21 protein-coding genes are annotated in these 18768 nt (G+C 67.7%); 15 read left to right on the top strand and 6 right to left on the bottom strand.

From position 1 onward, the window contains the following. Positions 1 to 3: 3 nt before the first annotated feature. Complete coding sequence (flgF, locus tag ACWPXE_RS16975; RefSeq protein ID WP_454018739.1) at positions 4 to 726, bottom strand: flagellar basal-body rod protein FlgF; 723 nt, start codon at positions 724 to 726, stop codon at positions 4 to 6. Positions 727 to 1223: 497 nt separating this feature from the next. Here flgF and ACWPXE_RS16970 point away from each other — a divergent pair, with 497 nt between their 5' ends. The 9 genes from ACWPXE_RS16970 to ACWPXE_RS16930 all read left to right on the top strand — a co-directional run bounded on the left by ACWPXE_RS16970 (position 1224) and on the right by ACWPXE_RS16930 (position 11121). Continuing rightward, complete coding sequence (locus ACWPXE_RS16970) at positions 1224 to 1745, top strand: flagellar basal body-associated FliL family protein (RefSeq protein WP_035674997.1); 522 nt, start codon at positions 1224 to 1226, stop codon at positions 1743 to 1745. Positions 1746 to 1763: 18 nt separating this feature from the next. Next, on the top strand, positions 1764 to 2846 hold the full coding sequence (gene fliM, locus ACWPXE_RS16965; protein WP_035674995.1) for a flagellar motor switch protein FliM: 1083 nt from the start codon (positions 1764 to 1766) through the stop codon (positions 2844 to 2846). Next, on the top strand, positions 2843 to 3574 hold the full coding sequence (locus ACWPXE_RS16960) for a DUF6468 domain-containing protein (protein WP_454018738.1): 732 nt from the start codon (positions 2843 to 2845) through the stop codon (positions 3572 to 3574). The genes fliM and ACWPXE_RS16960 overlap by 4 nt, the downstream gene beginning before the upstream one ends. Then, entirely contained in the window at positions 3571 to 4527 is a 957-nt protein-coding gene (locus ACWPXE_RS16955; RefSeq protein WP_454018737.1) for a MotE family protein, read from the top strand. Before ACWPXE_RS16960 ends, ACWPXE_RS16955 begins: the two co-directional genes overlap by 4 nt. A gap of 203 nt (positions 4528 to 4730) precedes the next feature. Next, positions 4731 to 5069 (top strand): con-10 family general stress protein, encoded by a 339-nt coding sequence (locus ACWPXE_RS16950; RefSeq protein ID WP_137114835.1) that lies wholly within the window; start codon positions 4731 to 4733, stop codon positions 5067 to 5069. Positions 5070 to 5530: 461 nt separating this feature from the next. Next, positions 5531 to 6247 (top strand): protein phosphatase CheZ, encoded by a 717-nt coding sequence (locus tag ACWPXE_RS16945; protein WP_237903192.1) that lies wholly within the window; start codon positions 5531 to 5533, stop codon positions 6245 to 6247. A 4-nt stretch (positions 6248 to 6251) separates the two neighbouring features. After that, on the top strand, positions 6252 to 6938 hold the full coding sequence (locus tag ACWPXE_RS16940) for a hypothetical protein (protein ID WP_454018736.1): 687 nt from the start codon (positions 6252 to 6254) through the stop codon (positions 6936 to 6938). Continuing rightward, the gene (locus ACWPXE_RS16935) at positions 6935 to 7672 is read left to right on the top strand and encodes a flagellar motor protein MotB (protein ID WP_035674985.1); all 738 of its coding nucleotides are present in this window, start codon (positions 6935 to 6937) and stop codon (positions 7670 to 7672) included. The genes ACWPXE_RS16940 and ACWPXE_RS16935 overlap by 4 nt, the downstream gene beginning before the upstream one ends. A gap of 5 nt (positions 7673 to 7677) precedes the next feature. Further along, positions 7678 to 11121, top strand: coding sequence for a tetratricopeptide repeat protein (locus ACWPXE_RS16930; protein WP_454018735.1), 3444 nt, complete (start codon positions 7678 to 7680; stop codon positions 11119 to 11121). An 87-nt stretch (positions 11122 to 11208) separates the two neighbouring features. Here ACWPXE_RS16930 and ACWPXE_RS16925 read toward each other — a convergent pair whose 3' ends face one another. The 5 genes from ACWPXE_RS16925 to ACWPXE_RS16905 form a co-directional block, all read right to left on the bottom strand. Next, positions 11209 to 13107, bottom strand: a complete 1899-nt coding sequence (locus tag ACWPXE_RS16925; protein ID WP_454018734.1) for a potassium transporter Kup — start codon at positions 13105 to 13107, stop codon at positions 11209 to 11211. A gap of 200 nt (positions 13108 to 13307) precedes the next feature. Next, positions 13308 to 14081 (bottom strand): flagellar type III secretion system pore protein FliP, encoded by a 774-nt coding sequence (fliP, locus tag ACWPXE_RS16920; protein ID WP_454018733.1) that lies wholly within the window; start codon positions 14079 to 14081, stop codon positions 13308 to 13310. Then, positions 14078 to 14398, bottom strand: coding sequence for a FliO/MopB family protein (locus tag ACWPXE_RS16915; protein ID WP_454018732.1), 321 nt, complete (start codon positions 14396 to 14398; stop codon positions 14078 to 14080). Before ACWPXE_RS16915 ends, fliP begins: the two co-directional genes overlap by 4 nt. 8 nt (positions 14399 to 14406) lie before the next feature. After that, positions 14407 to 14775 carry a hypothetical protein gene (locus ACWPXE_RS16910; RefSeq protein WP_454018731.1) on the bottom strand — a complete coding sequence of 123 codons (369 nt, stop codon included), beginning with the start codon at positions 14773 to 14775 and terminating at the stop codon, positions 14407 to 14409. Next, the gene (locus ACWPXE_RS16905; RefSeq protein WP_014240972.1) at positions 14772 to 15098 is read right to left on the bottom strand and encodes an EscU/YscU/HrcU family type III secretion system export apparatus switch protein; all 327 of its coding nucleotides are present in this window, start codon (positions 15096 to 15098) and stop codon (positions 14772 to 14774) included. Before ACWPXE_RS16905 ends, ACWPXE_RS16910 begins: the two co-directional genes overlap by 4 nt. Positions 15099 to 15324: 226 nt before the next feature. On the opposite strand from ACWPXE_RS16905, the gene flgB reads away from it, so the two are divergent. Genes flgB through flhB form a run of 6 tightly spaced genes read left to right on the top strand, consistent with a single transcriptional unit; the run spans position 15325 to position 18737 of the window. Continuing rightward, on the top strand, positions 15325 to 15729 hold the full coding sequence (flgB, locus tag ACWPXE_RS16900; protein ID WP_014240970.1) for a flagellar basal body rod protein FlgB: 405 nt from the start codon (positions 15325 to 15327) through the stop codon (positions 15727 to 15729). A 34-nt stretch (positions 15730 to 15763) separates the two neighbouring features. Beyond that, the gene (flgC, locus tag ACWPXE_RS16895; protein WP_094302992.1) at positions 15764 to 16174 is read left to right on the top strand and encodes a flagellar basal body rod protein FlgC; all 411 of its coding nucleotides are present in this window, start codon (positions 15764 to 15766) and stop codon (positions 16172 to 16174) included. 38 nt (positions 16175 to 16212) lie between these two features. Continuing rightward, on the top strand, positions 16213 to 16512 hold the full coding sequence (fliE, locus tag ACWPXE_RS16890) for a flagellar hook-basal body complex protein FliE (protein WP_237903201.1): 300 nt from the start codon (positions 16213 to 16215) through the stop codon (positions 16510 to 16512). 45 nt (positions 16513 to 16557) lie between these two features. Continuing rightward, a complete protein-coding gene (locus ACWPXE_RS16885) occupies positions 16558 to 16878 on the top strand; it encodes a flagellar biosynthetic protein FliQ (protein ID WP_109070594.1) in 321 nt (106 codons plus the stop codon). Beyond that, entirely contained in the window at positions 16875 to 17645 is a 771-nt protein-coding gene (gene fliR / locus ACWPXE_RS16880; protein ID WP_454018730.1) for a flagellar biosynthetic protein FliR, read from the top strand. The genes ACWPXE_RS16885 and fliR overlap by 4 nt, the downstream gene beginning before the upstream one ends. Positions 17646 to 17660: 15 nt before the next feature. Next, positions 17661 to 18737 carry a flagellar biosynthesis protein FlhB gene (gene flhB, locus ACWPXE_RS16875; protein ID WP_454018729.1) on the top strand — a complete coding sequence of 359 codons (1077 nt, stop codon included), beginning with the start codon at positions 17661 to 17663 and terminating at the stop codon, positions 18735 to 18737. Positions 18738 to 18768: the final 31 nt, after the last annotated feature.

The raw sequence follows: 18768 nt of genomic DNA, 5'->3' as shown, positions 1-18768 counted from the left end.
CGATCAGGCCGTGCGGCCCAGCTTCTGGATGGCGCTGCGGATGCGCTCGTGCTCGTTCTCGATCAGCTTTTGGTTCGACTGGTACTGGCGCTGGATCTCGATCAGCGCCGTCATCTCGACCACCGGCTTCACGTTCGAATTCTCTAGCATTCCCTGTGCCACCTTCGTGTCGGCGGGGGCCGCCTGCGGCTCCTCGTCGCTGACGTAGAGGCCGGCTCCGACCTCGGTCATCAGCTGCTCGTTGCGGAAGGTGACGATGTTCAGCCGGCCGACTGGACCCAGCTCGGTGGCAACGGTGCCGTCGCCGGACACCATGATGTCCCTGGTGCCGTTCGGGACGGCGAGCGGCTGGCCGTTGTCGCCCAGGACCGGCAGGCCGCCGCCGTCGACGATCTGGCGCTGGTCGTTCAGGCGGAAGTTGCCGGCGCGGGTGTAACGGGGGCCGCTGGCCGTATCGACCGTGAAGTAGCCGTGGCCGGTCAGCGCCAGATCCAGCGAATTGCCGGTCTGCATCATCCCGCCGGCCGAGAGGTCGCGCACCACGGCGCGGTCCTGCACGAAGCTGACCTGCTCGTGCATCCCCGGACGCTCCAGGAACTCCGTGAACAGCATGCGCTGCTGCTTGAAGCCCGTGGTGTTCATGTTCGCGATGTTGTTCGAGATCACGTCCAGCTGGCGGCGCAGGGTCATCTGGCGCGACAGGGACACGTAGATCGGGTTTTCCATCGGCGGCCTCTTTTCCATTCGGGCCGGGGGAGCGTCCCGACCGGCGCAAATGGCAATGCACGGCGCGTGCCAGCGCCGAAAACGGCCGGGAGGGCTGGAATGGCCGCGGACGCTGCCGGCGGGGAAGCGCCTGCCGGGCAAGAACTGCCGGTGGGTTGGCAAGGGCTGCCGCCTGACGCCGGGCAAAAGCGTCCCGTTGCCGCAGCGCGGACGGCGCGCGGGTCGCAAGGCCGCTCCATCCGCCGGGAGCGGGCGGACAGTCGGCGGGCAAGGTGGGGCAGGGTGGTGCGGAGAGGGATTGCGGGCGTGGTTCGGGCGGTCGCTCCTCGGTTGACGGGGATTTCCGGCGATGCCCCAATCAAGAACCGTGCCGCTGTCTGTGGTTGCGCTTCTGTCACAGGCCCGGACCGTGCCTGAAAGGCTTTGTTAACTATCCGAAAGATAGGGTTGCTGCGCTGGTAAGGCCACGCTCCGCCACCGCTCGCGCTTAGGATTCCATGACCGCGCACGCTGAAGACGACGTCCCGACCGATGGCCTGCCGCGCAAGAAATTCAGCGGCAAGAAGCTGGTCCTGTTCGTCATCCTGCCGCTGGTGCTGCTGATCGGCGCCGGGGCGGGCGTGTATTTCAGCGGCCTGCTCGACTCGCTGCTCGGCAAGAAGGAAGAGCATGCGGAGGTGCCGGCGGAGCCGGCGCAGCCCGATCCCCACGCCGCACCGGTCTTCTACGACCTGCCGGACATGCTGGTGAACCTCAACAGCAGCGGCAAGCGCCCGGCCTTCCTGAAGATCAAGATCTCGATCCAGCTTGCCAAGGGCGAGGACATACCGGCGATCGAGCATGTGCTGCCGCGCATCATCGACAACTTCCAGGTCTATCTGCGCGAATTGCGGCTGGAGGATCTGAAGGGGTCGGCGGGCATGTACCGCCTGCGCCAGGAGCTGCTGATGCGGATCACCGCGTCCGCCCATCCGGTGAAGGTCAAGGACGTTCTGTTCAAGGAAATGCTGGTCCAGTAGGGGCGGCGGAAACGGGCCATGAGCAACACCGAGGAACTGAGCGAAGAAGAACGCCTTGCCGCCGAATGGGCCGCCCTCGCCGAAGACGGTGGCGACATGGGCGACATGGCGGACATGGGCGGCGGCGGTTCGACCCGCGTCCTGAACCAGGACGAGATCGACAGCCTGCTCGGCTTCGACCAGGGCGGGGCCGGGGACGGCGACAACTCCGGCATCATGGCGCTGGTCAATTCGGCGCTGGTCAACTACGAACGCCTGCCCATGCTGGAGGTGGTCTTCGACCGCCTCGTCCGCATGATGTCCACGTCCTTGCGCAACTTCACCTCCGACAACGTCGAGGTCAGCCTCGACCAGATTTCCTCGGTGCGCTTCGGCGACTACCTGAACTCCATCCCGCTGCCGGCGATGCTGTCCGTCTTCAAGGCGGAGGAGTGGGACAACTACGGCCTGATGGTCGTGGACTCGGCGTTGATCTATTCCATCGTGGACGTGCTGCTGGGCGGACGGCGCGGTACGGCGGCGATGCGCATCGAAGGCCGCCCCTACACGACCATCGAGCGCAACCTCGTGGAGCGCATGGTCCATGTAGTGCTGTCCGACCTGTCCGCCGCCTTCGACCCGCTGTCGCCCGTCACCTTCCGCTTCGACCGGCTGGAGACCAACCCGCGCTTCGCGACCATCGCGCGCCCGGCCAACGCGGCGGTGCTGGTCAAGCTGCGCATCGACATGGAGGATCGCGGCGGCCGCCTGGAGCTGATGATCCCCTACGCGACGCTGGAGCCGGTGCGCGAGCTTCTGCTCCAGATGTTCATGGGTGAGAAGTTCGGCCGCGACTCGATCTGGGAAACCCACCTCGCCTCGGAACTGCTGGTCACCGACGTGGACATCTCCGCGGTGCTGGACGAGGTCACGATGACCCTGCACGACGTGCTGAACTGGCGCGTCGGCACGCGAATTCTTCTGAACGCCACGCCGGACGGCACCATCGAGCTGCGCTGCGGCGACGTTTCCATGTTCCAAGGCCGCATGGGCCGCAAGGGCGGGCACATCGCCGTGCGGATCGAGCGGGAGCTGCCCAAGCAGGAGGTCATGCGGCTATGAGCCCGACCCTCACGCTCGTCCTCGATCTGGTGATGGTGGGGCTGCTCGCCGCGACCATCGCCTACGCGATCATCCTCAACCGGCAGATCATCAAGCTGCGCGAGAGCCGCGGCGAGATGGCCGAGCTGGTGCGCGGCCTGAACGAGGCCATGTCGCGCGCCGAAACCGGCGTGCGCGGTCTGAAGAAGACGGCCCACGAGACCGGCGACGATCTCCAGCGCACGGTCGCCAAGGCGCAGACCCTGCGCGACGAGCTGGAATTCATGATCGAGGCCGCCGACGCCATGGCGAACCGGCTGGGCAACGTCAGCGGGGAGCGTCCGAAGCCGGGCCCGGCGGCGCGTCCGGCGGTGCGCCCCGGCCTGTCCGCCCGTCCGCCCGTCGCGTCGCGCCCGGCCGTCGCCCCGCGCCCGATCGTCGAGGACGATCTCGGTCACGATGATCACGATCACGACGATCATGATCTCCATGGCCACGATCTCCACGGCCACGATCTCCACGACGACGGTCACATCGATCACGACGATCTGCCGCCGCTGCGTTCCGCCGCTTTCCGGAACGAGCCGCTGCGCGCTGATCCGCTGCGGGCCGAGCCGTTGCGGACCGACCCATTGTCGCGCCGCCCGGCGCCGTCGTCTGATCCCATCGTGCGCGAGGGCGAGAGCCTGTCCCGCGCCGAACGTGAACTTCTGCAAGCCATCGAGAACGCCGGCAAGGGGGTCGGATGAGCGACGCCACCACCACGAAAGGCGCGTCCGCTGCCGTCGGCGGCGGGGAGCCCAAGGTTGTGATCCGCCCGGCCGGGGCCACCCCGACCGGCGTCCGCACCAGCCCGAGCGTTGCCGGCCAGCCGCCGGCCCAGGGTGCCGCGCAGGCCGCGACCCAAGCCGCCGCCAAAGCGAAGCCGAAGGCCAAGGTGAAAGCCAAGGCGAAGCGCAAGCCCGCTGTTCCGCGCCGCCCGCTGTCGGAGCGGCTGCGCGAGAAGATGAAGGCGTGGCGGTTCCGCATCCTGCCGCTGACCATCTTCGTCGCCGTCCTGATGCTGGGGGTGCGCGTCGGCGATCTGTGGCGGATCACCACGCGCGACGCCCGCCTGCCGGAGTTCCCGGCGACCTTGGCCCAAGGGCAGAGCGCCGTTCCGGCGCCGCCCATGCAACTCGCCGCCAACGGCGCCAAGCCCTCGCCCGAACCGGCCCCGGCCCAGGGCGGGTCGAGCAACGGCGCGCCGCCCAATCCGACGCCGCCGGACAACGCCGCTCTCGGCCCGGTGAAGAACGAGGAGCTTCTCCAGCATTTCGCCGAGCGCCGCGCCGAGATCGAGCGCCGCACCAAGGAGCTGGAACAGCGCGAAGCCCTGCTGACCGCCGCCGAGAAGCGCATCGATCAGAAGGTGCAGGAGATGGACAAGGTCCGCTCCGACATCCAGAAGCTGATGCGCCAGGGCGATGAGAAGCAAACCGCGCAGCTCGAAAGCCTCGTGAAGATCTACGAGACGATGAAGCCCAAGGAAGCCGCCCGCATTTTCGAGGAGCTGGACATGCCCGTCCTGCTGGGGGTGGTGGAGAAGATGAAGGAAACCAAGACGGCGCCGATCCTGGCCGCGATGGATCCGCTGAAGGCCAAGGAGCTGACCTCCGCCCTCATCGAACGGCGTGGCCTGCCCACGGCACCGAAGAACTGAATACGCCCTTTGATTGCGATGACGGGAAGGCGGGTATGACCGTGCGGTTGGTCATAACCCACCGCCCGCGGCGCATCTACTGAATATACGTACACGTACTGTCAGGATGGTAGAAGGCCCGCGACGGTCGGCATCGTTTCATGTTGGCTCCGGCGTGTTCGGGCAACGCAAGTTTGCCCAACAACAAGAAGGAAGGAGACAAGATGAACGACCAGAACCAGGGCCGTAGCTCGGGCGGTCAGCACTCCGGCGGCAACTTCAAGAACGATCCGGAGCGCGCGGCGGAAGCCGGCCACAAGGGCGGTCAGGTTTCCGGCGGCAACTTCAAGAACGACCCGGAGCGCGCCTCCGAAGCCGGCCACAAGGGTGGACAGGCGTCCGGCGGCAACTTCAAGAACGATCCGGAACGTGCGTCCGAAGCCGGCCACAAGGGTGGGCAGGCGTCCGGCGGCAACTTCAAGAACGATCCGGAACGCGCATCGGAAGCGGGCCGCAAGGGCGGCGAACACAGCCATGGTGGCGGGCGGAGCAGCGGCAGCTGACCGCCGGGACTGTTTTACTGGAACATTTCACCCCTGACTGTTTCATTGGCGCATCAGCCTGACGGAACAGTCGCACGGTGCAACGGTGAAGAAGGGCCGCCCGCAAGGCGGCCCTTTGTCCGTTTGCGGACTCCACTTGAAACAAATTGCCGCAGCTTTCTTTAAAGTTCGACAGTGGCGAGCGTTGGTCGAAGGCGGGCGGGCGCAGAACAACGCTTCCGCTTTCTTTCCGGCAGGGCGATTCCACGCCGTCTTTGCGTTGCGACGTTTCAGGCGCTTAACGGCGTGTTAACCGAGCGAAATTAGGGTTGGAAAGGCTGACGAGGCTCCGAGTCGGCGGCGGCCGTGCGAGGACGCGAGGTTGGGTCGAACCCGCTTCCGGCGTCTGCGTCCGGGCCGGCCGACGCACCCGATCGCACGCAGGCCGGACAAGACCACGGAACGCTCACATCGGAACGCACATGGCCCCGCCCGTTTCCTCCTCGCTCGCCGACCAGAAGCTCCTGCGCCAGCAGCTCGACGCCGCCCATGCCGAAGCGGCCCAGCCGCTGAGCCGCGAGGAGGTGACGGACATCGTCCGCTCCATCCTCGGCAGCATGGACGGCGACATCTCCGCCACCGACCTGCGCCTCTACAAGGAGGTGGTCGACCTCGCCCGCTTCATCGAGAGCGCCAAGCAGGAACTGGCGGCGCTCCAGCCCGCCGAAATCCGTGACCAGCACATCCCGAACGCCACCGATGAGCTGGACGCCGTCGTCGGCGCCACGGAACAGGCCACCTTCGCCATCTTCGACGCCTGCGACGTCATCACCGGCATCTCCGGCCAGATCGACCCGGAGAATTCCGCGAAGCTGACCGAGCAGGTGACCAAGATCTTCGAGGCCTGCAACTTCCAGGACATCACCGGCCAGCGCATCTCCAAGGTCGTGCGCACGCTCAAGCACATCGAATCGAAGGTGGACATGATCGTCGCGGCCTTTGGCGACGAGGTGCGGCAGAACCACACCCGCCCCGCCGCCGCGGTTGCCGTGGCTGAGGCCCACGCCGACCCGGCCCCGAACTTCGCCACCGACCGCCCGGCGGACGACCCGGAGGCCGGGCTGCTGCACGGGCCGCAGATGACCAGCGCCGCCATGGACCAGGACGAGATCGACCGCCTGCTGGCGAGCTTCGATTAATCCCATGGCTGCGCCCGGCCACAGGAAGCCGGACCTGTCGGGCAGCCGGCCGAACCCGAACAACGGAAGCATCGTGCTTCTGCTGTCGCTGTTCCTGCTGCTGCTCGTCTTCTTCATCGTTCTGAACGCCCAGTCCGTGCAGACCGCCCAGCGGGTGCGCACGGTGCTGGTGTCGCTGGAGCGCAGCTTCCCCGCCTTCTACATCGACCCCCGCCTGCGCGAACCGGCGGACCCGCTGGCCTCGCGCGCCGGCACCGTCTTCGCCGTGCAGCGGCTGGACGGTCTGGGCAATCTGTTCGCCACCGCCATCGCCGTGGCGAAGGTGGACAGCGTCACGCCGGGTCGCCTGTTGGAGGTGCGCCTGCCCGCCGACGAGCTGTTCCTTCCCGGCACGGCCGACCTGCGCCCGGATCGCATCGGCCTGATCGACCGGGTGGCCGACGCGCTGTTGCAGAACCGTCCCGGCGAGCGGATCGAGCTGGACGCGCTGCTGTCCATCGGCCCGGCGGGCGGCCCCAGCCAGCCGCCCGGCCCGGTGGTGCGGGCCGGCGCGCTGGCCCGGTTGCTGATCGCCGACGGGGCGCCGGCGGACGCGGTGACGGTGGGCATCGAGCGCGGCGCGCCGGGCGCCGTCCGCCTGCTGTTCAGCCTGCGCGCCCTGGACGATGCGCCGGGGGGAGGGCGCCGATGATCCGCCTTCCCAAACTCCCCAAGGCCGAGGACAAGAGCGGCGGCCACAACCGGACGATCTGGCTGATCAGCTTCACCGACCTGATGTCGCTGCTGCTCGCCTTCTTCGTGCTGATGTACTCGATGAGCGAGCCGGAAGCCCAGCGCTGGACCGGGCTGGTCAAGTCGCTGTCGTCGGCCCGCTCCACCGCGGTGACGCCCTCGGCGACGCCGCCCGAGCCGAAGGCCGCCTTCAACGCCGCCACGGTGGAGTCATATTCGGCGATCAATCTGGATTATCTCAGCGCCCTGCTTCGTACCCAGACCGCGGCCAACGAGGATCTGGCGGCGGTGGAGGTGCGGCGGGAGGACGACCGCGTGGTGATCGGCCTGCCGGCCCATGTGATGTTCGACCCAACCGGCGGCAGCTTCACCGACCAGGGGCGGCGCGTGCTGTATCTGCTGGGTGCGGCGGTGGGCCGGATCGGCAACCGGATCGAGGTGGTCGGGCACGCCGAGCGGGAGGACCAGTCCGCGGGGCTGGCCTGGGAACGCGCCCTGACGCGCGCGGTTGCCGTTGCGGCGCTGCTGCGCGAAACGGGCTACAAGCGTGACCTCGTGGCGCGCAGCCTGATGAGCGAAGCACCCGGCATCGATCCGGTGCCCGGCGGGGCGCGGGTCGATGTGGTGGTGCGTGAGGAGACGGCGGGGCCACCCGTGTCCGGGGCGGCCACCGATGCGGAGCCGGAGGAGTGAAACGGATGGGGCGGGGCAGGGCATACCGGCGCTGGCTGAGCGGCTTCGTGGCCGCCACGGCCCTGCTTGCCGCCCAGATCGCCGTCACCCCGGCTGCCTGGGCCGTCGACGTTCCGGTGCGCGCCGCCACCCACAAGACCTTCGGGCGCATGGTCTTCGACTGGCCGCGCCAGACGGGCTACAGCGCGTCGGTGGAGGGCAACACGCTGGTTGTCCGCTTCGACGAGCCGATCAACGCCGCGCTGGACCGCACCGTGGCGGCCTTGCCCGGCTATCTGTCCGGTGTGAGGATCGGCGGCGACGGCACGACGGTGACCTTCGACCTGAAGCGGCCGGTGACGCTGAAGAGCTTCCGCAACGGCAACGCCGTGGCGCTCGACCTGACCCCCGCCGCGGAAGCGCCGGCCCAGAGCCAGACGCCGGCCCAACCCCCCGCTCCAGCGGCCAAGGTCGAGACACCGGCCGCACCCGCTCCGGCGCGCTCCGCAGGGCGGGTGACGGTCAGCGTGGCCGACACGCCGGAGCAGAGCCGCCTGTCCTTCACTTGGCCGGAGGGCGCCAACTACACGCTGCGCCGCGATGGCGCATCGGCCACGCTGCTGTTCGATCGCAACGGCAATGCCGATCTGGCGCCGGTGGCGAGGACGGCGCTGCGCAACATCCAGAACGTGGAGCAGTTCCGGCAGGCCAACGGCGCGCTGGCGGTGACCTTCGCCGTGCCGCAGGACGCCGAGATCAAGGACAGCAAGTCCGGCCGTTCCGTGGTGATCGACGTGCAGAATCCGGGCACGCGCGCCGGTCTGCCGACGGGCGACGCGGCGAGTGCGCCGCCGCCCGGCGCCACCACGACCACGGTGCGTCCACCCTCGGCCGCAGCCGCAGCCCCGCAACCCGCGACACCCCCGGCCGCCGCCGCACGGCCGGCTGCGGCGCCTCTCCCGGCGAAGGAGGTCGCGGCGGTTTCTGTGCCCGCCAAAGCCGAAGCCGCCAAAACCGACCCCGCCAAAACCGACCCCGCCAAACCCGATCCGGCGAAAGCCGAGCCGCAGGGGCCGACGCTGGTCTTTGACGCGGGTGGCCCAGCCTCCATCGCCGTCTACCCGCGCGCCGGCCATCTCTACATCGTGTTCGACAAGCCGCTGCCCATCGGTGCCGGAAAGGCCATCGGCGGGGCCGGGACGGTCGGCGCGATCGAGCCGGTGCCGGCCACCGGCGGCAGTGCCTTCCGCACCAGGATCGGTGCACTGGTCTGGCCGAAGATCGAACGGCAGGGGACGAGCTGGAAGATCACGCCGTCCAGCCGCCTGACCGGCACGCCACCCTTCGAACTGAAGATCGATCCGGAGCCGGATTTCCTGTTGGGCGCCCGTCTGCTGGTGCGCGCCGCGGACGCGGCGACCGTGGTGACGCTGTCCGACCCCGACGTCGGCGACCGCCTCCAGGTCGTTCCGCTGCCGGCTCCCGGGAACGCCATTCCCGAATCGCACCGCTACGCCGACCTGGAACTGCTGCCCAGCTACCAGGGCGTCGTCGTCCGGCCCATCGCCGACGCCATCACCGTGCGCCCGGTGAAGGAAGGGGTGGAGGTGACCGCGGCGGGTGGCCTTCACCTGTCCCCCATGGCCGACGCCGGAAACCGCCCGTCGGCATCGGCGCAGACGGCCTCGCTGCCGCCGAAACCGTCCCCCGGCGGCGCGTCCAACACGCTGACTCCGCCCACAGACCCGAAGCCGGTGCCCTCCGGGCGCCGCCTGTTCGACCTGCCAGCCTGGAAGAAGGGCGACCTCGACCATTACACCGAGGCGCGGCAGAACCTTCAGCTCAACATCGTCAACGCGCCGGATTCCGAACGGCCCCGCGCCCAGCTCGACCTCGCCCGCTTCTATCTGGCGAACGGCTTCGGGCAGGAGGCCATCGGCATGATGGACGTGTTGCAGGAGGCCCAGCCCGACCTGGAGGGCTGGCCGGAGTTCCGCGCCCTGCGCGGGGCGGCGCGCTTCCTGGCGGGAAACACCGATGCCGCGGCGGAGGATTTCGCCCATCCGAACCTCGCCAACAACGGCGAGGCCGCGCTGTGGCGCGCCGCCATCGCCGCGGACCGCAACGACTGGCCGGCGGCCCAGGCCGGCTTCAAGGCCGCGGCGCCGATCCTCAACTCCTACCCCGACCCGATCCTGACCAAGCTGGCGACCCGCGCCGCCGAGGCCGCGCTGAAGACCGGCGACGCGCCCTTTGCCAAGCGGCTGCTCGACCGCATCGTCGAGCGCGGCGGCACCGACGCGGAGGAGCGGCCCGACGTCCAGTACCTGCGCGGCCTCTACTACGCCCAGACCAACGAGCCGGAGCGGGCGCTGGAGCAGCTGACCGCCTCCTACAACAGCCTCGACCGCTATTACCGGGCCAAGGCCGGGCTGGCGCTGGTGAATCTGCAGCTGGCGGAAGGCCAGATGTCACCGCCCGCCGCGGCGGAGCGGCTGGCCGGGCTGACCTTCACGTGGCGCGGCGACGAGCTGGAGATGCAGATCCGCCAGCGCATGGGCGAGGTGCTGATCGCCGCCGGCCAGTACGCCGACGGTTTCAACGCCATGAAGGAAACGGCCGCCCTGGTCGCCGACACGCCGCGGGCCGAGGAGATCACCCGCGAGATGTCGCGCATCTTCGCCGACCTCTACAAGGACGGGGCGCAGAAGCTGCCGACCATCGAGGCGCTCCAGCTCTACGACCAGTTCCGCGAGCTGACCCCGGTGGGCGAGGCGGGCGACGAGGTGATCCGCCAGCTCGCCGAGCGGCTTATCTCGGTGGACCTGCTGAACCGCGCCGCCGACCTGCTGCAGCATCAGGTGGAATACCGCCTGTCCGGCGAGGATAAGGCGCGGGTCGGCACCCGGCTCGCATCCGTCCGGCTGCTCGACAACAAGCCGGAGGACGCCCTGCGCGCGCTGGAGCTGTCCAACGTGCCGAACCTGCCGGCGGATCTGGTGGGCGAGCGCCGCCTGATGCAGGCCAAGGCGCTGGCCGAGCTGGGCCGCGGCGATGAGGCGCTGCTGCTGCTCTCCGAGGACGACAGCAAGCCGGCCAACTCGCTGCGGGTGGACATCGCGTGGCGCGCCCAGAAGTGGGAGGCCGCGGCCTTCGCCCTGAACAAGCTGATCGGCCCGCCGCCGCCGCCGACCCAGCCGATCAACCCGGCGACCTCGCAACTCGTCCTGAACCGCGCGGTGGCCCTGGCCTTGGCCGGGGATGGTACGAACCTGAACCTGCTGCGCAAGGAGTTCGGATCGGCGATGACCAACGGTCCCGACGTCGACGCCTTCCGCGTGCTGACCCGGCCGGAGCAGGCGCTGGGCCTGATCGACGTCAACACCGTGCGTTCCCGCGTCGCCGAGGTGGACGTGTTCCAGAAGTTCCTGAAGAACTACCGCGGCAAACAGAGCGCGGCGATCAACTGATCCTGTCTTGGAACACGCCTTCGCTCAACGAAAAGCCCCGGTCCAATGGACCGGGGTTTTTTTTATCAGTGAAGCGGCGGCAAACCCTCAGAGCTGTACCTGGGTGCCCAGCTCGACCACGCGGTTCGGTGGAATCTTGAAGAAGTCGGTGGCGCTGACCGCGGTGCGCGACATCACGACGAACAGCTTCTCCCGCCACTGAGCCATCTGCGGGTTGATGCGGGGGATCAGCGTCTCGCGGCCGAGGAAGAAGGAGGTCGTCATCACGTCGAACTCCAGCCCGAACGCCTTGCACAGCCGCAGCGCCTTGGGGATGTTCGGCTCCTGCGAGAAACCGTAGCGCACCGTCAGGCGGTAGAAGCCGTCGGCGAGTCCCTCCAGGACGACGCGCTCCTTGGCCGGAACGCGGGGCACGTCCTCGACCATCACGGTCAGGAAGACGATGCGCTCGTGCATCACCTGATTGTGCTTCAGGTTGTGCAGCAGGGCGATCGGCACCGTGTCGGCGCTGGAGGTCAGGAAGATCGCCGTTCCCTTCACCCGCTGGATGTCGGAGGACTTGGCGTGCCGCTTGACGAAGCCGTCCAGCGGCAGGGAATCCTCGGCCAGCCGGCGGTTCAGGACGGCGCGACCGCGGCGCCACGTCGACATCAGCCCCAGCGTTACCGCGGCGATGACCAGCGGCACCCAGCCGCCGTGCGGGATCTTCACGGCGTTGGCAAGGAACAGCGCCAAGTCGACGCTGAGGAACAGCGCGCCCAGCGCCAGACAGACGGGCAGGCTCCAGTTCCAGCGGCGATGCGCCACGACCAGCGCCAGGATGGTGGTGATGACCATGTCGCCGGTCACCGCGATGCCGTAGGCGGTCGCCAGCCGGCTGGAGGATTCGAACCAGACGACCAGACCGATGACGGCGAACAGCAGGCCCCAGTTGGCCCGCGGGATGTAGATCTGTCCGCCTTCCTCCTGCGAGGTATGGCGGATGTCCAGCCGTGGGCACAGGCCGAGCTGCACCGCCTGCCGGGTCAGTGAAAAGACGCCGGAGATCACCGCCTGGCTGGCGATCACCGCCGCGCAGGTCGACAGCAGGATCATCGGATAGAGGCCCCACTCCGGCACCAGCAGGTAGAAGGGGCTGCGCACCGCCGTGGGATCGCTCAGCAGCAGGGCGCACTGGCCGAGATAGTTCAGCAGCAGCGCGGGCAGCACCACGGCCAGCCAAGCCACCTTGATGGGGCGGCGGCCGAAATGGCCCATGTCGGCGTAGAGTGCCTCGCCCCCGGTGACGGCCAGAACGACGGCGCCCAGCACCAGGAAGCCGATCCAGCCGTTCGAGGCGAAGAAATGAATGGCGTGGCGCGGGTCGAGCGCGGCCAGGACCTGCGGTTCCTTGACCAGCTCGATCAGGCCGAGCAGGCCCAGTGTGGCGAACCACGCGACCATGATCGGGCCGAACAGCCGGCCGACCTTCTCGGTGCCGCGGCTCTGGATTCCGAACAGGGCGATCAGGATGCCCACGGTCACCGGCACCACGACCCGCTCCAGCGCCGGCTGCGCCACCTCCAGCCCCTCCACCGCGGAGAGGACGGAGATCGCCGGGGTGATCATGCCATCGCCGTAGAACAGGGCGGCGCCGAACAGGCCCATCGCCATCAGGCCGGACAGCCGCCCGGTGGAATCCGGCCGGCTGTTGGTCGCCAGCGCCAGCAGGGCCAGGATGCCGCCCTCGCCCTTGTTGTCGGCGCGCATGACGAACAGCACGTATTTCACCGTGACCACGAGCACCAGCGCCCAGAAGACCATGGACATGATGCCCAGGATGTTCTGCGGCGTCAGGGCGAGCCCATGCTCCGGCGAGAAGCATTCGCGCAGCGTGTAGAGCGGGCTGGTGCCGATGTCGCCGTAAACGACGCCAAGCGCACCGAGGGTGAGCGCGGCCAGCCTGCCCTTGTCGGGTGCCGCGGCTTTCAGGGTCGTGTCTGACATGTGGGACGTGGAGGGGGTCCGTTGGGAGTCCGAGCGGGGGACGAAGAAGCCACAAGCTGCGGGTACGGCGGCGGTCGGTGCGCTCGCGCGGGCCGATCCTCTTACGCTCTTCCCAGATCCAATACTAGCGCAAGCCGATGCGCCCGTCCGCAGGCGGTTTCACCTGCGACGATCTGTGCCGGAGGCCGTGGCCACCCTGTTCAGAGCGTGCCGAAGCTGCGCGCCAGCGATCCGGCGATCAGGTACCAGCCGTCCACCAGCACGAAGAAGATGATCTTGAACGGAATCGCCACCATGGTCGGCGGCAGCATCATCATGCCCATCGACATCAGGATCGACGATACCACCATGTCGATGATCAGGAAGGGCAGGAACAGCAGGAAGCCGATCTCGAAGGCCCGCTTGATCTCCGAGATCATGAAGGCGGGAACCAGCACATGCAGCGGGGTCTGCTCGGCGTCCGCCACGTTCTCGATGCGCGCCATGTCCATGAACAGGCGCAGGTCCTTCTCGCTGGTGTGCTTCAGCATGAACTCGCGCAGCGGGGCGACCGTGCGGCGGAAGGCCTCCGTCTCGTCGATGTCCTGGTTGATCAGGGGCTGGATGCCCTGGTTGTAGGAACGCTCAAACACCGGGGCCATGACGAAGAAGGTCAGGAAGACCGCCAGCGACATCAGCACCGTGTTCGGCGGCACCTGCTGGATGCCCAGCGCCGAGCGCAGGAAGGACAGAACGATGACGATGCGGGTGAAGGCCGTCATCATGATCAGGATCGACGGCGCCAGCGAGAGCACGGTGATCAGCGCGACCATCTGGACGATGCGCCCGGTGGTCGATCCCCCGGCGTCGCCCAAGTCGAAGGTCATGCTCTGGGCCAGCGCCGGCCCGGCGGCCAGCGCCCCGGCGACTCCGATCGCCAAGGCCAGCAGGCCGGCGAACACCAGCCGTCCCGTCCCGCCGGTGCCGACCTTCATGACCGTTCCCCCGCGGGCGGCGGGACGGAAACCTCGGCCATCGCGCCCTGGAAGCCGCCGCGTGGCGTCTGGTCGACCACCTGGTCGCCGAAAGCGCTCAGCAGCAGCAGATGCTCACGGTCGTCGCGGCGGACCAGCACCAGCCGGCGCTTGCCGTCAAGCGGCAGCACCTCGACGACGCCCAGCCGGCGCTGGCGCCCCGACGTGGCGGTCATGCCGCCGAAACCGATGCGGCGCATCACCCAGGCCACCAGCACGATCAGCGCGATGACGAAGGCGAGGGCGAGAACGAATTGGATGTACTGGTCGAGGCCCATGGATCAGGTCAGCTCTGTCGGGACGGCGTGGCCGGCGGGTCGGAGGGGAGGTCGGCGGAGGCGCTGCGGCCGTAAACGGCGCTGGCGCGCTGACGCGCCGAATGGGGGTCGTGGCGTCCCTCGGCGGCGGCGGCCAGCGTTTCCCTCTGGCGGGTCAGCGCCGCCGCGACGGCGTCCAGCGTGGGGAGCAGGCGTTCCAGGGCGGCGGCCAGTTCGGCGTCGCCGCGGACGGACTGCGCCTCGGCGCACAGGGCGGCGACACGGATGTCGAGCCCGGTGAGGTCCGCCGTCAATCCAGCCTCCATCTGGTCGCGGGTCTCCTCCAGCGCGGCGGCCAGAGCTTGGATGTCCCGGCGGAGCGTCGCGGTGTCTGTCACGGAGCCTCTCCGGTGGCCGGTTCCGCAGACGGCGGCAGCGTGCCGTTGGCGCGGTAGACGTAGGCGAGGATCTCGGCCACGGCGGCGATGGCCTCGATGGGGATTTCCGAGTCGATGTCCACCGCCGACAGGATCTGCACGAGGTCGGCGTCCTCGCGCACCTTCACGCCGTTGGCGAAGGCCAACTCCAGGATCTGTTCGGCCACATGACCCTTGCCGGTGGCGACAACGCGGGGCAGGGACTGGTCGCCCAGCTCATACTTCAGCGCGACCGCGACGGGCCGGTTGGGAAGGGGGCGGTGGTTGGGAGTCGGCTCGGACAAGGGGCTCCTGCCGGATGGCCTGTGTCGATGGGCGTATCCTGGCGGAACATGCTTAACGAAGCATGAAGCTCAAGCGTGGCGGGATAAGGACGGAGCGATGCCGTGGGCTGGATTCATCTTTGATTAACTGAAACGGCGGAAGATCGGAATGCTGTGATGCATCCCGCCCGCCTTGGTGCGCGCCTTCGCGCGTCCGGGCGGCAGGCCCTCAGACCGGAACCCGGCGATGAATCTCGAAAACCTCGGCCTCTTCAAGCTGATGTCGCGCAAGATGGGCTGGCTGACCGAACGCCAGAACGTGATTGCGCAGAACATCGCGAACGCCGACACGCCGGATTACAAGGGCCGCGACCTGAAGCCCTTCACCTTCCGCGACGCCTTGTCCGACAGCCGCCGCCTCCAGCCCAACGCGACCAACGCCTCGCACCTCCAGGGGACGCGCGGCACGGGCGGGCTGAACCAGGAGCAGCGCCAGCGCAATCCCTACGAGACGGCGCCGGACGGCAACAACGTGGTCCTGGAAGAGCAGATGCTGAAGCAGGGCCAGACCGGCATGGACTTTCAGACGATCACGAACCTCTACAAGAAGCAGGTCAACCTGATCCGGTCCTCCATCCGCAGCGGCGGTTAAGGAGCGGCGGGGTTCAGGGAGAAGGAGGCGGAACATGGATCTCTACACGTCGATGGCGGTGTCCGCGTCCGGCATGAAGGCGCAGGGCACGCGCCTGAAGACCATTGCGGAAAATCTGGCCAACGCCAACACCACGGCGGAAACGCCGGGCGATCTGCCCTACCGGCGCAAGGTCGTGATGTTCCAGAACGCCCTGGACCGCCAGATGGGAGTCGATCTGGTCCGCGTCGCCAAGATCGACGTCGACAAGAAGGACTTCGAGCGGCGCTACGACCCCTCGCATCCCTCTGCGGACGCCGACGGCTACGTGCTGCTGCCCAATGTCAATTCGGTGGTCGAGGCGATGGACATGCGCGAGGCGCAGCGCTCCTACGAGGCCAACCTGTCGGCGGTGGACAGCGCCCGCCAGATGCTGACGCGCACCATCGACATTCTCCGCGCCTGACGCCGCGACGCTTTTTCTGAAGGAAGGACGCACGTCCCATGGTCAACCCGATCAACGCCGCCGCGGCCTACGCGAACACGGCCGCCTCCACGACCGGGCCGGGCATGGCCCCGCGCAACGGCGTCAGCTTCGGCGACGTTCTGGAGCAGACCGCCAAGGAGGTCATCGGCGACCTGAAGCAGGGCGAGACGATGACCGCCCGGGCCGCCGTCGGGCAGGCCGACCTGACCGACGTCGTCCAGGCCGTCACCAACGCCGAGGTGACGCTGCAGACCGTCACCGCCGTGCGCGACAAGGTGCTGTCGGCCTATCAGGAAATCCTGCGCATGCCGATCTGACGGCGGCTTGCCGACCTTGAGCAGAAGCGCCCCGAGCGAAGCATCATGAGCGAAACCGACGTCATCGAGATCTGCCGCACCTCCATCGTCACGCTGGTGTTCGTGGTGGCGCCGGTGCTGGTCGCCATGATGGTGGTCGGCACGGTGATCTCAGTGTTCCAGGCGGTCACCCAGATCAGCGAGCAGACGCTGGCCATGGTGCCGAAGGTCCTTCTGGTCTTCGGCCTGTCGATCCTGCTGATGCCCTTCATGCTGGGCGAGTTGCGGTCCTTTTTCGAGCATGAGGTCGCTGACCGCATCGTCGCCATCGGCACCGGCGCCAACAGCGTCCCCAACGCCGGAAATCTGCCCGGCGGCGGCGGATGAACCTGCTTCAGCAGTTTCTGGGCGACCAGATCTTCCTCTGGTTGCTGGTCTTCGCGCGCGTCGGGACGGCTTTCAGCATCATGCCGACCATCGGCGATGCCTTCGTCTCCACCCGCACGCGCCTTCTCTTTTCCGTCGCGGTCAGCGTTCTGGTGGCGCCGGTGCTCGGCGACCGCATGCCGCCGATGCCTGACAACATCTTCCGCCTGTTCGTGCTGATCGCCGGGGAGGTGACCGTAGGCATCTTCATGGGCACCGTCGCCCGCCTGCTGATGGGCGCGCTGGAGGTGGCCGGGACGATCATCGCGCTTCAGTCCGGCCTGTCGAACGCCCAGATGTTCAACCCGGCCATGGCGTCTCAGGGATCGCTGCCCGGCGCCCTGATGGGTTGGCTTGGGCTGCTGCTGATCTTCATCACCAACCTTCATCATCTGCTGATCATGGCGGTGGTGGACAGCTATTCGACCTTCGCGCCGGGGGCGGCGATCCCCATCGACGACATGGCGAACCTGGTCGGGCAATTGGTCGGCAAGTCCTTCATGCTCGGCGTGCAGATGGCGGCGCCGTTCCTGATTTCCGGCATGCTGTTCGCGCTGGCGCTTGGTCTGCTGAACAAGCTGGCGCCGCAGATCCAGGTGTTCTTCCTGTTCACCTCGCTGCAGGTCGCGCTGGGGCTGTTCATGTTCGCCCTGACGCTGGCCGCGATGATGATGTTCTGGCTGAGCCATTTCGAGGCCGCCTTCGTCGATTTCCTGAGACCGGGCTGAGCGGGGAGAGATCCGGTGTCCGAAGACGCGGATGAATCATCCAAAACAGAAGATCCTACGCAAAAGAAGCTCGATGAGGCCCACAAGCAGGGCCAGTACGCGATGACGCAGGAAATCGGCAATTGGCTGATGATCGCCGCGGCGCTGGTGATCCTGATCACGATCCTGCCTGGAACGCTGAAGGGCATGGTGCCCCGCCTGAACTTCTTTTTCGAGAACCTGGACCAGATCCCCATGGACCAGGGCGGGGTCGGCGCGGTGCTGATGCGGGTGATGAAGGACATCCTGTGGGCGCTGTGGCTGCCGATCCTGTTCCTGCTGTTCGCCGGAGTGATCGGCACCATCGGACAGAAAGGCTTCAACGTCTCCTGGGAACTGATCACGCCGAAATTCAGCAAGCTGAATCCGATCTCCGGCATCGCCAACCTGTTCAGCGCCCAGAAAGGTGTCGATCTGCTGAAGAGCTTGGCCAAGGTCGCGGTGGTCGGCGTCGTCGCCTACATCGCGCTTCAGCCGATGATGCTGACCATAGGGCATTTCATCGGCATTGACATGATGCTGCTGCTTCGTGAGATGGATGGCCTGACCTTCCGGTTGCTCGCCGGCGTTCTGGCCATTCTGACCCTGATCGCCGGGGCCGACCTGTTCTGGCAGCGCCACAGCTTCGACAAGAAGATGCGCATGACCAAGCAGGAGGTGAAGGACGAGCACAAGCAGGCCGAAGGCGACCCGCACGTCAAGGGCCGCATCCGACAGCTGCGTTTCGAGCGGGCGCGCAAGCGCATGATGGCGGCGGTGCCCAGCGCCGACGTGGTGGTGACCAACCCGACCCACTTCGCCGTCGCGCTGAAATACGACTCCACCACCATGGGTGCCCCGATGGTGGTGGCGAAGGGCGCCGACGCCGTCGCCTTCAAGATCCGCGAGATAGCCGAGGAGAACGGCGTGCCGGTGATGGAGAACCCGCCCCTCGCCCGAGCGCTCTATGCCGCATGCGATATCGACGAGGAGGTTCCGTCCGAGCACTATCGCGCCGTGGCGGAAGTCATTACCTATGTCTTCAAGCTGAAAGGACGCGCGGTGCGGAACTGAGGGCCGTTCCCGGACCTTTCCTTGCAGCGAA

Source organism: Azospirillum sp. Marseille-Q6669 (assembly GCF_965111635.1).
Note: the sequence above shows the minus strand (reverse complement) of the source record. Positions and strands in the feature narration are given on the sequence as shown.

Excerpts from the sequence above, each read along its gene's own strand:
- flgF (WP_454018739.1), bottom strand. The coding sequence starts at position 726 with ATGGAAAACCCGATCTACGTGTCCCTGTCGCGCCAGATGACCCTGCGC.
- ACWPXE_RS16970 (WP_035674997.1), top strand. The coding sequence starts at position 1,224 with ATGACCGCGCACGCTGAAGACGACGTCCCGACCGATGGCCTGCCGCGC.
- fliM (WP_035674995.1), top strand. The coding sequence starts at position 1,764 with ATGAGCAACACCGAGGAACTGAGCGAAGAAGAACGCCTTGCCGCCGAA.
- ACWPXE_RS16960 (WP_454018738.1), top strand. The coding sequence starts at position 2,843 with ATGAGCCCGACCCTCACGCTCGTCCTCGATCTGGTGATGGTGGGGCTG.
- ACWPXE_RS16955 (WP_454018737.1), top strand. The coding sequence starts at position 3,571 with ATGAGCGACGCCACCACCACGAAAGGCGCGTCCGCTGCCGTCGGCGGC.
- ACWPXE_RS16950 (WP_137114835.1), top strand. The coding sequence starts at position 4,731 with ATGAACGACCAGAACCAGGGCCGTAGCTCGGGCGGTCAGCACTCCGGC.
- ACWPXE_RS16945 (WP_237903192.1), top strand. The coding sequence starts at position 5,531 with ATGGCCCCGCCCGTTTCCTCCTCGCTCGCCGACCAGAAGCTCCTGCGC.
- ACWPXE_RS16940 (WP_454018736.1), top strand. The coding sequence starts at position 6,252 with ATGGCTGCGCCCGGCCACAGGAAGCCGGACCTGTCGGGCAGCCGGCCG.
- ACWPXE_RS16935 (WP_035674985.1), top strand. The coding sequence starts at position 6,935 with ATGATCCGCCTTCCCAAACTCCCCAAGGCCGAGGACAAGAGCGGCGGC.
- ACWPXE_RS16930 (WP_454018735.1), top strand. The coding sequence starts at position 7,678 with ATGGGGCGGGGCAGGGCATACCGGCGCTGGCTGAGCGGCTTCGTGGCC.
- ACWPXE_RS16925 (WP_454018734.1), bottom strand. The coding sequence starts at position 13,107 with ATGTCAGACACGACCCTGAAAGCCGCGGCACCCGACAAGGGCAGGCTG.
- fliP (WP_454018733.1), bottom strand. The coding sequence starts at position 14,081 with ATGAAGGTCGGCACCGGCGGGACGGGACGGCTGGTGTTCGCCGGCCTG.
- ACWPXE_RS16915 (WP_454018732.1), bottom strand. The coding sequence starts at position 14,398 with ATGGGCCTCGACCAGTACATCCAATTCGTTCTCGCCCTCGCCTTCGTC.
- flgB (WP_014240970.1), top strand. The coding sequence starts at position 15,325 with ATGAATCTCGAAAACCTCGGCCTCTTCAAGCTGATGTCGCGCAAGATG.
- flgC (WP_094302992.1), top strand. The coding sequence starts at position 15,764 with ATGGATCTCTACACGTCGATGGCGGTGTCCGCGTCCGGCATGAAGGCG.
- fliE (WP_237903201.1), top strand. The coding sequence starts at position 16,213 with ATGGTCAACCCGATCAACGCCGCCGCGGCCTACGCGAACACGGCCGCC.
- ACWPXE_RS16885 (WP_109070594.1), top strand. The coding sequence starts at position 16,558 with ATGAGCGAAACCGACGTCATCGAGATCTGCCGCACCTCCATCGTCACG.
- fliR (WP_454018730.1), top strand. The coding sequence starts at position 16,875 with ATGAACCTGCTTCAGCAGTTTCTGGGCGACCAGATCTTCCTCTGGTTG.